This window comes from Pseudomonas sp. JDS28PS106 (genome assembly GCF_036706555.1).
Lineage (GTDB): Bacteria > Pseudomonadota > Gammaproteobacteria > Pseudomonadales > Pseudomonadaceae > Aquipseudomonas.
Genome location: NZ_JBAJGT010000006.1, coordinates 1 through 13,353, shown reverse-complemented (window position 1 = coordinate 13,353; position 13,353 = coordinate 1). Strand labels below are relative to the sequence as shown.

Genomic DNA, 13,353 nt, shown 5'->3' with positions numbered 1-13,353 from the left:
AAAAACTGTCGCTAAAGAATAAAAACTGTCGCTGGTTAAGGGGGGCTATCCGCAGCCCTCTATCAGCCTTACCCCCTTTTCAGATTCGATCTGAAAGCCCTGCATTGGCGGTTGTGATGCTCTTGAAAATTCAGCCTGATGAGTCGCTCACCTCCTATGTCCGGAGAAGCTTTTTTGTCAATTGGTCAATGAACCAAGCTGAAATTCTTGAGGACCTAGCGACCTACTACGCCATAAGGACTGAAAACGTAAGGCGTCTTGCGAAAGCGCTTGGCTGGGCAGGCTGCTATGGCTTCAACAGGCTTATTCATAGCCACACCCTGATGGCCGCAACCTACGTCATAAAAAGCGACTGGGACATTTCGTACTCCGGGAAGCAGTACGTGTCTCTCAATGAAAGTTTTAGTTCGCGAGCCGTTTCCTATTGTCCTGATTGCATCAGGGAGAATTTCCAGAGGCTAGGGTTTGCTTATTGGAGCCGATTCACGAGCCCACACGTGACGGTATGCTACAAACACAACGTCGAGCTCTTAAGTCGATGCCCATTTTGCGACCGGCCTTTTACCGTCCTAGGTCATGGACCTGAGGTGATGTGGCGCAAGTGCCGTGGACGGCATCTTGCCGAGGCGTGTTCCGTCCCTAACGAAGATCTGCTGGCGCTCAGACGAGCTAAAGTTTATCAAAGGCTCTGCACATCACCGCATCACATCCCTGATGAACAGGCTGTCAGTGTGTTGCGGCGTAAGGCCTCATCCGCCGCTCTTCTCTACGAAGGGGATGCAAAGTCACTGATCGAGTCCCAGGCTGAGTCGTTGAGCACTTTAGCTCAGATCCTTGAGAGTGAACGACTGATCCGCCAGGCGAGGATCGTAAGAACAGCTGCCACGGTAATTATCGATGCCATTACAACATTATATGAGAGTTATGATGACTTCGCGCAGGATCTGAAATCGCTGGTTGGGGAAGGTCGTCCGACCAATGCGCTTTGGAATACTTATCAGGCAGGGGGAGTGGAGTCTGCTCATTTTGTAGAAGAAGATTATGCTCTCGGAACAGGAAAATGGTCCTCTCCGCTTCCTAGTCCACTCTCATCAATGGAGAAAAGGCATGATGATTTTCACAGATTCCGCGTCAATATCTACTCATGTTGCAATTTTTCTCTTATCAAGGGAAAGGAAAAGAAGCAGTCGCATCCCAATTTCAACGCTTTGCCCGAAATTCCCCGACAGTCATAATATAGGCCGCCCCTAAGGGGCGCATGGAAGTCGGGTATCTAGACGGGAAGGCGGCGGTACAGACAGGTCAAATCCTGCTTTATCCATTTCGACGAGGCAGGAGGTTCCTTTAGCCGGAATCGGGACGGAACCTCAACGGCAAGCCGACCGGACGTGTAAGCGGCGTTTGCTAAAAAACAGACAACCGCGTCCAACGCCTGTTTAGCTCAGCTAGCCGCTTGGCTCTCGTCGCTGAGAACATTAATTCTATCGGTGCGGCATCCAGGCCGTATCACTCAATGCGGTATAGGCTGCCGGAGCCGCCCTCCGGCACCGACGTGCTGCCAGTGTTACCAGGCATCGGTAAATCCTGTCCCCATCCGGCTGCCAGGGCCCGCACGTCATGCATAGAGTCGGACGCCTTGGCCCTATCGTTGCGGAGGCGACAGGTTTCAGGGTCTGTAGCGAACAACCCGCGTGCAAAAACCCGACCTTGTTCTGCCAGCCTGGCGGTTTTAGGAGCACGAATCCTCGCAAATGCCTGAAAGATCTCTTCCAGACCTCCACTTGCACTGTCCAGGCACTGGGCCAGGTGCCACGCGTCTTCCAGCGCCTGACAGGCTCCTTGCCCCGACGTCGGCAACGGCGCGTGCGCGGCGTCCCCGACGAGCAGCACATTGGCCCGACTCCATGTATGCAGCGGTTCCAGGTCATGCACTGCAATCAGCCGGATGGCATCTCCGGGCGTGGCACGGATAAAGGACGATGGTGTCCACTTATCTTTGGGTGGACACCATCGCCCTTAATCCGGGGATTCTGACGGTGTGTTCAGCAGACGCTTACAACGATAACGGTTCGAGCGTCAGCGAAACCAGGTGTAGACTCGACGCAGTGTCAACGTAGGAGAGCACAATGATTGACCAGCGTCTGGCTAAGGAGCAGGTATCAGTAGGGCTGCGAGTAGCGCTTCGGATCATTGATGCTTGGGATGCCTCACCTGCTCAGGCCTGCAAGATCCTCAGGATCTCCCAGTCGACCTTTCGCCGTGCCTCGAGAAACGGCGTAGCAGGGAGACTTGATCTCGATCAGCAGCAACGCATTGCAATGGTACTGGGCATACATGCGTCGCTCCGGACAGCGTTCACCAATCCGGCCAATGTCACCGGCTTCCCGAGCCTTAAGAATGACAATACGTTTTTCGATGGTCGTTCGCCCTTGGAGGTGATGTCCCAGGGGGACATGCTTTCTCTTTACGAGACCTTCAAACGCATTGATCACCTGAGATACCTCGGTGATACGTAAAGGGCTACGCCGGACGGGGTCAAAAGGACCATGCTTTAATGCGGCAGACATGGGCGTCGATGAATCACGCTCAGTTATCGCCATGCTGGTAGCTGGGTGAGGACGGTTTGTCCTTTAGCTGTCGGAGGAGTTTTCTAGTACGCGGGTAACGTTCGGCGTTTTGGAGAGCTTTTGACAAATATGGAACAAGCAGATTCAAACTCTCTCTGCTGAACTCCCTGTTCATTCCGATTCCAAGTTGAGAGTTTATTGCCAAGGTTATGGCTTCAACCAGATTAGTATCTCGTGCTTGCCAGTCAACACCAGCATTGTTTCCCTGTCTTTGAACAGGTAGTACTCTGGATTGCCCTTTCAACCAATCCCTGTCATTACGGTAGAGCCAAGCATACACGTTGGGTATGGTTGACCGGATACTACTAATTCCTGCATTAGGATTAGCTTTAACAGCCGCCGCCCAAAGAAACCTTCTCTGAGCCCGGAGGGAAACTTCGTGGTGAGTCATCCATGATTCCTGGGTAATGGGTTCAGACCGAAGCAGCTTATTAACCGTCGAAATAGTAATTCTGAAATCAGCACATATGGAACTCTTGCTTTCACCCGTCGCGAGCCTGGCCAAAATCAATGATCGCGTGTCCCCTTTTAGGACTTTAGGTCGAAGCTTTGCGCTGGGAAAAGGGATAGCTGTCGAGGTCTGATCCGCGCTACGAGGCTTTTCAACTATGGTTGACATGGTGTCTTCAGAGTTCTCTTGACGCGCCTCCTCTAACTGACCGTAGGCCTTGATGAATGGTCCCAGCCCCCCGAAAAGCCAAGTGATGATTACTAAGTGCTTCAGGGGGTGTATGTGTCCAGTAGGCATGCGGCTGATTTGATCTAACCATGTGGCTGCACCTGATGTGGAAACCGGCAGCGCGGTTAGCGGAGGATAGGGCTGCATCTGCGACGTATGGTGAGAGAGGGATGCAGCAGCGCTAACGGGTCCTGAACGGGGCAGCCCACATCTGCTTAAAGCCTCCCGGTAAACCTCCCGGACTAGGTTCGGCTTGAAATTGTTTGTGACACCGATGGCTGCAAGCTCTAACACTGCTTGAGCCAAGCGTTCGAGTTCATCTTGCACACCAGCGGGCAGATTGGTGCAAGGGGCTCGTGCCAGGACCGCTTCAGCTGGCAGAGACCACTGGAAGCGGCCAGACCATTGCCGGTTTTTTTTGCTTTCTCTTAAAGGGATGTGGTGGACCGGGCAAAGCAGAACCCCAGGGTATTGGTGAGACAGGTGCCAATATGCGGTCCCGTAAGTGATGCGGTCGGAAGCCATGCATGCGGTACAAGCCTTCAAGGGATGGTCGGCACCAAAACGGCTGGTTAGCAAGCCAAGCCGATATTTCAGAGAGCCGAGCTTGGATCCTCCGAGAACGTCCAATGAATCTCGAATTCTTGCTGACGACTGAAAAGGGAAGAAGAACGGAAGAATCGTGTGCTCAAGGATTATCGTCAGAGGGCTACCCCATGCAGTAGCGGCGCGACTGTTCAAGGCATTGAGGTTGAAAGGAAAATCATGAGTGGTATTCGCATTAGACGATTCAAATAGCCAAGCGGAAGTAGAGCCCGTATCAAAACTGCCAAGGTAGCAATGCTGACGGCTACAAACGCTGTAAAAGGTCTCATCCCTCAGCCAGCGCAGGACGGGACACCCTGGTTTTTGGGTGGACTGAGAGCCGGCTATCATCCGTAAACCCCCTCTAAGGATTTTTAAATCATAGAGCGTTTAAAAAGCAAAATGTAGGTACTAAAGGGAATAATAAAACGCGAATTTATTTTGCTAAATTATAACAGATTAAGGTGGCCGGCAATTATTTACAGGCTATATACGATAAACTGTATAGAACGCTAAATATGAATTGGTAACTTAAATATGCTTCTAGAAGCATATTATTTAGAAAGTTGTGGAGGGCCTGCTTCGTTAACGCTCGTACGTTTCGCTTGCCAGGACCGCACGGCAAACTTTTTTCGTTGTCAGTGCACAACTAACGGCTGTAACATGAACGACTTGCTCTGGACGGCAGCGAGCCGTTTTGGTCAGAGCAGCTGAAAGAATTGGTCCCACAGCCTGAGGAGACACCCGTGACGGCAGCCTAGTAAGCATAGAGCCATTGAGACCGGATAGACAAAAGCCCAAGTGCGACCTTGGGCCCCTGTGGATAAGTCAGATTAAGCGGCTGACCATTCCATTGTCTATCTCTTGGATGTAGGACGTCAAGTCCTGCACGGTTTCGCTCATCCACAAGAAGCCGAGCGTTATCCACAGCGCCGGCTGGAGACGCCTGCCCGTCAGGCAAGGGATTTTGCGGAACGTTGTGCTGTTTATCCCCAGCAGCGCGACAGCACGTTTCCTAGACAACTGGAATACTTGGATGAATCTGCAACAAAGATTTGACCTGATCATGAATCGTCAGGGACGGTTCCAATGGGGGGACGTATATATCCCCTCTACCTTAGCGGTCCCTCGGGAAGCGCCTAAGGGATCTCGTATCACACGGCTTAACAGCCGAAAGTTGGGCCGCGCCCTTCATGCACTTTCCACGCCCGAGCGAGTGTTTACCCAGCTTGCCCTTCACTGCCCCCTGCTCTTTGATCTGCATGAGCAAAAAATGCTGTGGCCTTACTCGGCGAGTCATCCGCTTAGGGGGCACCCACTGACGTATGGCACTTTTCCCCCGCCGGTTCGTGGCACCACCGAAATTGCCAAAGAAATCGGATTCAAGCATCACGAGATAACGGTAAGCATGGCTGACGGAGTACGGCGAAGGATGCCGTTTCCCTATCAAGGTGACCTCTTACTCTATCTGCAGAACTGCGATGGCAAACCTTTCGCAGTGAACTGGAGCATCAAAGACCGCAGTGCTGCATTCGCGGAGCGCCGGCTATCCAGTGCAAAAACGCCATCTCAGCAAAGGAAGGATCGGGACCATGCAGAGCAGCGTGCTGAGCTGGAAAGAGCCTATTACGCCAGCGCCGGGATTCGGACGCAGCAACTGTCACTGGATCAGGTTTCCAGTACGGTGCACGCGAACCTTGACCTGGTCTTCGGGATGCATGGTTTGCCGCTCACCCACTCCGACCGATTGCTTATGGATTTTAGTGCCGATGTGGCACATGCTGTTCGGTGTGGTGACCCTGTGGCTTACGTGGCTTTACGGTACGGAAGATGCTGGGGGGCTCCGGACCAGTTCATCGCCCGTATTTATCAGGATATTTGGGAAAGACGACTAGTAGTTAACTTCCACAAGCCAATTCTCATTGACCATCCCCTAGACACAGAAGATGGCGACTTGCTTGACGTTTTCAGCTCGTTTTTTGAGGAGCACAGCCTGTGATCGTGGGCGCGCAGCTAGTCGTGCCCGAGGGTTACGGCGCTCTCTCGGCTGGAATTACTTATTACTTCCTTATGAATGACCCTCTGCATAATCGAGTTCGGCTGCTCGAATTCAGGGATGATGGAAAAGAGATAAAGACGTTTCTGATGACTCTTACGACCATTGATTTCGAAGAGGGCCTAGAATTAGGGCTTATCCAGGAACAACCATCGGCACCTAAATTGCCACCTTGGCTAGCTCCTATCCAAGGCATTGCTGTATCACACCTTGAACAGTGCCGTGTATCGGCCAAGGAATCTTACGACCAGAAGGTCAACCGCCGCTTCGTCGCAATTGCTGATCTGGTCCAACGTGTTCGCGAAGTGCTGACTAGCGAAAACCCTGATGCCGTCATTAATGCTCATGCGAAATCACAGACCCCTCAACAAAACGCAGCACGTTTACGCCTCTGGTTTTATACATACGTGACTTTCGGGCATAACAAATGGGCATTGATGCCCCCACTCCATCGCATTGGCGCATGGAGTCGCGAGGGGCCGAACCGGCTGAGAAAGCTTGGCAGGCCTTCTCCCAGAGGAAAGCATGCGGGATATCGCTGCGATGAGCGGATGAAGGAAAAGATTGGCGCTGGATTCGTAAGGTATAAATCGCCCTATAAAACGTGGACTACTATCTACCGCGAGATCTTGACCAAAGAGTTTGGATGTGTAGCTACTGAGATAGATGGAAATTTCACGTTTCGACATCCAGATGGTTTGCCATTTCCCTCAGGTCATCAGATTAAGTATTGGATTAAACAGCAGTTCGATTCCAAGACTCGTTCCATCGCGGTAAGAGGCACACATAAGACTCGCGCTCAGTCCGGCGATTCGGGGAGCTTTGCTGAGCGTCTAACAAATGTGAATCAAACGATAGAGTTCGATGGTTATTATATTTCGGAGAAGCTATCAGGCCTGACGGAGGGCAGCGTTGTAGATAGTTTTTGTGTGGTTCGCGCCGTATGTGCTCTTTCCGGGATGATAGTGGGTATTGGTTTCGCAGAAGGAAAAGAGAATCTGCAAGCCTACCTAATGTGTCTGTTTTCGATGGCCGTCAACAAGGTGAAGTTCTGCGAATTTTTTGGTTGTACAATAACCCCGGACCAATGGCCATGCGAGGGGCTATCAGCTAGCATAATATTTGATCGTGGGCCGGGATCAGCCTTGGAAGTTGAAGAGCAGATAAACTGGTTAGGAACATTTGAGCATACCCCGGTTTACTCAGGGCAATCCAAGGCCTCGGTTGAGTCTTCTCATCCGAGGGATAAAAAAACTCTGGACCAGCCTACCTATTTCCACAGCCGGCTTAATTTTGTCGAAATGGCTAAGCGTGAGATTTTCCAAGTTTTAGACAACAACTGGACGTCTGATGCTAGCGGGCGGATGGAGGAAACTATGTATCTGGCAGGGGTAAAACCTTCTCCACTAGGAGTGTGGAACTATTGGAATAGCCGTGGTCGCAACTCGTCTATAGGTATGCATTTTGAGGAGGCCGTTAAGAAATTCCTGGTTCCCCCGCACCCCGCTGTGATTCGTCAGGACGCCGTATATTTTTATGGAAGAAAGTACAGGTCTCCAGAGTTGGTCGAGACTGGGATTTTTGATCGGGTGGCTAAAGCAGGAGTGATTCAAACCTGCGTTTACTCGCTAACTATGTGTGTCCGTCACATTTGGATAGAGGTTGCAGGAGTGTTATATACGCTCGACATGGTTCGCTCCCAGCGTACCCTAGACGATGAAGTTGACATCTCGCTAAGGGATTTGCAGGACATCGATCGGATCAGACGCGAGAGCTCAGCCTCATTTCGTGAAGAGCGCCTGGCCGGACAACAGTATTTCAGGGATAAGTATAAAAGAGAGACGGGACAGGAATGGGATGCCGGCGAAAGAAAATCTGGCGCTGTCCCCAAGGCCGGTGGGTCACAACGTGACATGGCTGATTACTGGCGATTTCTTGGGAAGGCTAAGTAATGGACATTATTAGCCATCGTTTCGATACGTGCCTGAATTTGGAAAACGTATGCCGAATTATCACTGTCAGACCCGAGCCTGTGCCTTCGCTGGAAAACCTGCATCCACTCATAGCGGCAGAAGTATTTTCATCCACATTAAAAGAAATATTTATCCCCAATCAGTTTACTCTAAATTTCATTAATGAAATGGTTCATCGGGCCTACTTGCACCATTGCCATATCTTTAGTAGTGAGCTTGACTACATCTCTAGAATCTATACTCCACCGGAGATCGAAGTTTCACCGGTCTGTCTGACGGGGTTGGCCGGAATCGGTAAAAGCCGAACATTGGCAGCCTTGCGGAAAGTTATGCCACCGCCGGTTGCGTTCCATACGTCTCATCATGTGGGTGAGGTGACCTTGACCTCGCACTGGTATGCAAGCGGCAGGGGAAAAGTGAGCGGAAAAAGTCTCCTCGCTGAGTTTATGTTTGCGGATGCGGATCGCCCAGTAGGTGACTTATCGAAGTTTTTGCTGGAGGCTCGAAGGCGCGCGTACGCGCTTGCGGTCTCGCTGGTGATGCTCGATGAAACTCAACACATCAACACCGGCCTGGGATCAGCTAAGATTACCGAAATAATCTTGAATCTGTCCTCCATTGGCCCCCCTGCCGTCTTTGTTGGTAACTATAGCTTGTTGCATAAGCTGCTGCGACGCAACAGTGAGGATAAACAGCGTCTGCTTTCTGATCCGCGCATAATGTTACCTGATGACCCTCACAGCAAAGACTGGCACGACTATATTCAAGAATGTGTTAGAGTAAGTAAAGGGGCTATTCGGCCGGGGACTGTCGACTTTGCTGGCGAAGTATACCGTTGCACGTTTGGTATCAAGAGATTTGTGATACATTTGTTGAAGCAGGCCTACATTGAAGCCCGGAAAATCGGCCGACATTGGATTGAATTTTCGGATCTGACACGGGCTTACTGCTCTGCTGCTTATACCAGTAATGCCAGCGAGGTTGAGGAGCTGCATAGGCATTCGTTAAATGGTCAGCGCCAAAAGGAGCGGCTGGACTTGTACTGCCCATTCAAGCTTCCAGCCGCTCATCTGAGCAATGTTGTCAAATTTGTCACGACTGAGCGTGATAAGCGAGTAATATCGAAGGTATTTGATTCTGCATTGAATGAGAAAGAGCGCCTCGCGCAAAAACAGACCGAGGTTCCTGGTACAGTGGAATCAAAAAAACGTCCGCCTCGAGCTGTTACCGAAAAGCTCAGCGATGTCGAGCAGGCCAAAGCGTTCTTCGATTACATAGACAATTCTGGAGAACCCAAAAAGCCGAAGAAGCGGTGAAGGGGTGTTGGTAATCACTGCCCGTGGCAAAAAGCTGTGGCCGGTGCACAAGTAGCCAAATTTTTCCCGCACCTGGGGGCTGCAGTTTCGAACAGGTTATTGAATTGTCTTTGCTTTTGCGCGTGTTCTAATCTGAGCTGGTCTCAGCGGGTTTACCACGGAAGCATCCACGGCACTGCTCTCGTTCTCAGGAGCAGGTATGAGCGTCACTCCGGATACTGCAACGGCTAGGCCTGGCAGATTTTCTCCAGGCCTGCCAAGTACGGGAACCACTGCTCCTTTGGCTTCAAATTGAACTGTGAGGCCCCAATGACCTTCGTGGATGTTTTGATCACGAAGCAACGCGACCAAAAGATCGTGGATTGAAAACCGGCGCTCCTTATCTGCCATGAATTGCACCTCCGGTCTGTCGAGACATCAGCCGGGATCTGATAGGTCTTCGCCGGATCCGATGTCAGACGGCATATACCTGTTGGTCACGGGCGACATTTCGGTTCGTCATCCTGATGACTTGGGAGATCAGAGTCATGAAGCTGCCACCGCTCATTGACAATTCTCGCAACCAGGAGCGACTCGTCGATGACTCGTCTCGGGCCGTCACTCGATATGAGTGGTGACAATTTGAGGAGCTTCGCAACGTCTATTTTCGCCTGGGCCGCAAGCGCGTATGGGTCGTAACCAAGCCTGAAGGCCGCTTCGAAAACTGCCACTAGACTGTTGCTGTAGATACCTTCGATCAGCGTGTTCATCTCCGCTTCCCTGTTTTGACGCTGAGCTGCCTTCCCCGTGGCGGCCCTGCTTGATGAGTCAGTAAACCGAGTCAAGTCTGGTCATAGAGCTTTTTCAAGCTAGGAGACGAGGGATTTTGCTCGCTTCCGATAAACGTTGAGGTATTCAGACAGTGATTAATAAGGGCGTGCGGCTGCGGGTGGTTTGGTGATAAGCGTCACGGTTGGGAAGAGATGGAGCGCTAGGCAAGACGTTGCCGCCGTCACCTCTACAATGTGAATGAGTGGACCACGACGTCTAGGTAAGCGTCCACCGAACTCGCTTTCCGAACTCCAGCACTGAGGCCGATGGTGTCCGCATATTTTGCGCGGACGCGATCGCCCTTATCGCCCAAGTCCCATGCGCCAATGACGCTTGTATACGACGCTGTTCGAAGTCAGGTTGTCAAGAGTGCCTGCAACCTCGAGCAACCGGTAGGTCTGCTATGGTTGAAGCTGTTTCAGGTTTGCGTGTCTACGTTATGGACCGGTTTCAGAACAATGGATTCGTCGGCCAGAACGATGCTCAGCGAATCACCCAGACGGACGCCCAGTGCTGCTAGGACATCCGAAGTGAGTTCGATAACGAGGTCCCCGCTACCGTCGCCTGGGTCCTGGCATATCACGGTTGTATGCAATGAATCGTTCATTCTGCGCAAGCTCCAATCTCGACCCTAAGGGCACTGGGGATATCCTACGCCCAACAATGACAGACCGGCAGCTCTCGGCCAAAAGCAGTCATTGCGTGGATACTGAATGGGATGCGGTGGGTGTCTTAAGTAATAAGGGTTCGAATCTCTCCTTCACCGCCACATTCATAAAACACAACCCCCTGATTTTCCTAGATAAAATCGGTGGTTTGTGGTTTTTAGCATCCAAGAAATGACCGTATGGGACTGACATGGGATTGGAGACGTTTCTGGCCTGGGAGAGGCGCCGAGCCTGTGACACCTGCTGTAGGTGCCAAATAGGTCAGGAAGGCCATAGCCGCGAAATCCTTTGCTTCCTCAGAATTAGTCTTACCACCATTTCGATGAAACCTTGACGTGCCATTCGCTTGCTCAGTGCAGCGCTGTTCTTGTCATACATGGAGCGGAGGCGACGTGATATCAGAGCGGTATGATCGGAAGCGCTGGAGAGAATCTACCAACATCAGGGTGAGTTGGAGACTGCAGCTATAGAGCTGACGTTTCAGGTTGAAAAGCAAGGTCAGTTAGGAGGCGGTAAGAGCGGCCGCGGATGACATTGGACGATCGGGAAGACCGTCGGCCAAATAAACAAGCATCCGCCAATCCTTGTTATATTGCGTGTAAAACGCTGATTAGTCGTTCATAAAATTTCGCAAAACTTGGCATTTCCTCTGCAAGTTTTCTGCAGTCCATTCCATTGGCTTCTAACCAAGTTAACAGACGCTCGTTAGTAGCTTCCCCTTCAAGTATGGTGCTAAGCATCTTCTTGGCAGAATTTGGGGATTTATCATTACCGGAAAGCTCCTCTAAGTCAGCGCAATGCTGATATGGATTCTCCTTCGCGGCGCATATGAACCATGATTCAGATTTTGGCCTCGGTACCATCGGAACTCCTCTTGTGAATTCGGCACGCCTAAAGCCCTCTTCAATTGAGGTTTTTTTTTGCTCCCAGATATCGCTCGGATCGCTGTTAGTACCATCGGAATCTCTGAATAGTATTGCTACTGCGACGTCGCCTTCTGCCGCTTCTAACTCTTTCGATATCTCGCCAAGCATTAAGGCGTTGAAAAAGAAGAGCCCAGTCTCCACTCCGTGTTTACGCCCTGCAAAGACGAAGCCGCGCCGCTCATTTTTCTTTGCTGCAAGGCGCTGTGTTAAGTATGCTTCACTGTAATACCTGTAGGTACCGAGATGCGTCTGTAATGGGCTATACTGCATCACCTCTTCGATAATGCAGTCAATGACATATGTCAAGGGGCCTAGTTTATACATCTCATCCTGGCAGAACCCTGCGTGATTAATGCATGCCCCGAGATCGCTTACCCCTTCACCACTACACACTACGATCACTTAGCACCCTTTTCCAAATTAGAACTTTCATCCGCATCGAGCTTTGCACACTCACTAGTGAGATTAGTTAGGCTTGTATCTACAAATGCCTCGCCAGGGCCCATTATTGCTAGTTTTTTTTGCATTCTCGGAATGCTGAACAGCGGCCGACTCCTGGTGCCACCATCAAATGTACGATACACAAAATGTACAGATTTCTCAGCTACTTCATCGGATAAGTAATTTAAGATCATTGGGCTGTGTGTGGTGACGATAACTTGCTGACCTGTATTCTGTAGTAAATGAACAAGGCGCTCTACGATTTCAGGGTTAACTCCATTTTCAACTTCATCAAACAGAAGTGTTGCATTGCCCGATCCCGCTTGAGCAAGAATCGCCAATATCCTGAGCAGCCCATCGTTAACGTGCTTGGCTTCAGTTTCAACAATCTCCCCATTGAATTCTTCAATGATTGATAGTTTTTTCCAGCCGGCTCTTTCCTGCTTAACTTTAAAGTCTACTACGGCAGGGTAGAACTCTCGCAATAGCTCTGTGAGTCTTTCTCGTTCTTTGCCTTTTATATTGTAGAGATAAGGAGAAAGCTTTTCTCCACCGGTGCCGATGTCTGTCGCGGCTTCTCGCGACGAGTTTCTCATTAGGTGAGGGGATAGGAGTTCTAACGATCTAATGTTTGATATTGCATTTCTTACTTCAATTATTTCCGGATTTAATACGTCATCCTTTAGCGCAGAAAGGATGGAGCCGAAATAATTAAACTCGATCTTAGATGGTTGTGTATTAAGTATGGAGTATCGGCCTCTCGTAAGATTAAATATATATTCGCCTTCGGCTTCAAATATTCTCTCTAGTGTGCAGGAGAGGCTGCTCCTGTTGAAACTTCCGATCCACGAAAAAAGCTTTCCGCTTTTGACCCTTACCGTTATTCCGATGATAATGTTGGAACTATTGGACAGTTTTGAATGCAAGTCCGAAACGCTCCAGCCGCGTTTTGATAGCCAATTGGTAACGTCGCCGCGCATTAGATGGGAGGCGAAGTCTAAAAGTTGAAGTACGCTGCTTTTGCCAGCCCCGTTTAATCCTACGAGGCAAGTAAAGTTACCCAGTCCCGTCTTTTCGTCAAGACTAAAGTTGGCTAGTGATTTGAAGCCGTTAACGCTAAAACCTACGATCATAAGATTCCCAGTCTGGACTGACCCCCAAAAGTTGGACGAGAAACGTTAAAAATTCATCGCCTGTGTTCGAAATTGTACCGGACTCAGGCCGTTGAGCTTGAGGCTGATACGTTCATGGTTGTAGTAGTGGATGTAATCC

General features: G+C 50.5%; 13 protein-coding genes. 6 read left to right on the top strand and 7 right to left on the bottom strand.

Annotation, left to right across the window (positions count from 1 at the left end; genetic code table 11):
* The first annotated feature begins 116 nt into the window (after window positions 1–116).
* On the top strand, window positions 117–1,235 hold the full coding sequence (locus TRP66_RS11400) for a TniQ family protein (RefSeq protein ID WP_333401777.1): 1,119 nt from the start codon (window positions 117–119) through the stop codon (window positions 1,233–1,235).
* Window positions 1,236–1,506: 271 nt separating this feature from the next.
* Here the strand turns inward: TRP66_RS11400 and TRP66_RS11395 are convergent, their stop codons facing one another.
* Complete coding sequence (locus TRP66_RS11395) at window positions 1,507–1,932, bottom strand: FAD-dependent oxidoreductase (protein WP_333401776.1); 426 nt, start codon at window positions 1,930–1,932, stop codon at window positions 1,507–1,509.
* Between the two features lie 194 nt (window positions 1,933–2,126).
* On the opposite strand from TRP66_RS11395, the gene TRP66_RS11390 reads away from it, so the two are divergent.
* Window positions 2,127–2,516 (top strand): antitoxin Xre-like helix-turn-helix domain-containing protein, encoded by a 390-nt coding sequence (locus tag TRP66_RS11390; RefSeq protein WP_333401775.1) that lies wholly within the window; start codon window positions 2,127–2,129, stop codon window positions 2,514–2,516.
* A 70-nt stretch (window positions 2,517–2,586) separates the two neighbouring features.
* Here TRP66_RS11390 and TRP66_RS23580 read toward each other — a convergent pair whose 3' ends face one another.
* Window positions 2,587–4,242, bottom strand: a complete 1,656-nt coding sequence (locus TRP66_RS23580) for a TnsD family Tn7-like transposition protein (RefSeq protein ID WP_442965192.1) — start codon at window positions 4,240–4,242, stop codon at window positions 2,587–2,589.
* A 685-nt stretch (window positions 4,243–4,927) separates the two neighbouring features.
* Here TRP66_RS23580 and TRP66_RS11380 point away from each other — a divergent pair.
* From TRP66_RS11380 to TRP66_RS11370, 3 genes are read left to right on the top strand one after another with little or no spacing between them, the layout of a single operon-like run.
* Window positions 4,928–5,890 carry a hypothetical protein gene (locus TRP66_RS11380; protein WP_333401774.1) on the top strand — a complete coding sequence of 321 codons (963 nt, stop codon included), beginning with the start codon at window positions 4,928–4,930 and terminating at the stop codon, window positions 5,888–5,890.
* The gene (locus TRP66_RS11375; protein ID WP_333401773.1) at window positions 5,887–7,899 is read left to right on the top strand and encodes a transposase; all 2,013 of its coding nucleotides are present in this window, start codon (window positions 5,887–5,889) and stop codon (window positions 7,897–7,899) included. Before TRP66_RS11380 ends, TRP66_RS11375 begins: the two co-directional genes overlap by 4 nt.
* Window positions 7,899–9,236 carry a transposase gene (locus tag TRP66_RS11370; RefSeq protein ID WP_333401772.1) on the top strand — a complete coding sequence of 446 codons (1,338 nt, stop codon included), beginning with the start codon at window positions 7,899–7,901 and terminating at the stop codon, window positions 9,234–9,236. Before TRP66_RS11375 ends, TRP66_RS11370 begins: the two co-directional genes overlap by 1 nt.
* A 96-nt stretch (window positions 9,237–9,332) precedes the next feature.
* On the opposite strand, the gene TRP66_RS11365 is transcribed toward TRP66_RS11370, so the two are convergent.
* Window positions 9,333–9,626, bottom strand: a complete 294-nt coding sequence (locus tag TRP66_RS11365) for a hypothetical protein (protein WP_333401771.1) — start codon at window positions 9,624–9,626, stop codon at window positions 9,333–9,335.
* Between the two features lie 86 nt (window positions 9,627–9,712).
* Entirely contained in the window at window positions 9,713–9,985 is a 273-nt protein-coding gene (locus tag TRP66_RS11360; protein ID WP_333401770.1) for a hypothetical protein, read from the bottom strand.
* A gap of 655 nt (window positions 9,986–10,640) precedes the next feature.
* On the opposite strand from TRP66_RS11360, the gene TRP66_RS11355 reads away from it, so the two are divergent.
* Window positions 10,641–10,889, top strand: a complete 249-nt coding sequence (locus tag TRP66_RS11355) for a hypothetical protein (protein ID WP_333401769.1) — start codon at window positions 10,641–10,643, stop codon at window positions 10,887–10,889.
* Window positions 10,890–11,301: 412 nt separating this feature from the next.
* Here the strand turns inward: TRP66_RS11355 and TRP66_RS11350 are convergent, their stop codons facing one another.
* The 3 genes from TRP66_RS11350 to TRP66_RS11340 form a co-directional block, all read right to left on the bottom strand.
* On the bottom strand, window positions 11,302–12,042 hold the full coding sequence (locus TRP66_RS11350; protein WP_333401768.1) for a hypothetical protein: 741 nt from the start codon (window positions 12,040–12,042) through the stop codon (window positions 11,302–11,304).
* Window positions 12,039–13,214 carry an AAA family ATPase gene (locus TRP66_RS11345; RefSeq protein WP_333401767.1) on the bottom strand — a complete coding sequence of 392 codons (1,176 nt, stop codon included), beginning with the start codon at window positions 13,212–13,214 and terminating at the stop codon, window positions 12,039–12,041. Before TRP66_RS11345 ends, TRP66_RS11350 begins: the two co-directional genes overlap by 4 nt.
* A gap of 45 nt (window positions 13,215–13,259) precedes the next feature.
* The coding region (locus TRP66_RS11340) for an IS3 family transposase (RefSeq protein WP_333399869.1) at window positions 13,260–13,353 on the bottom strand (94 nt) is incomplete at its 5' end.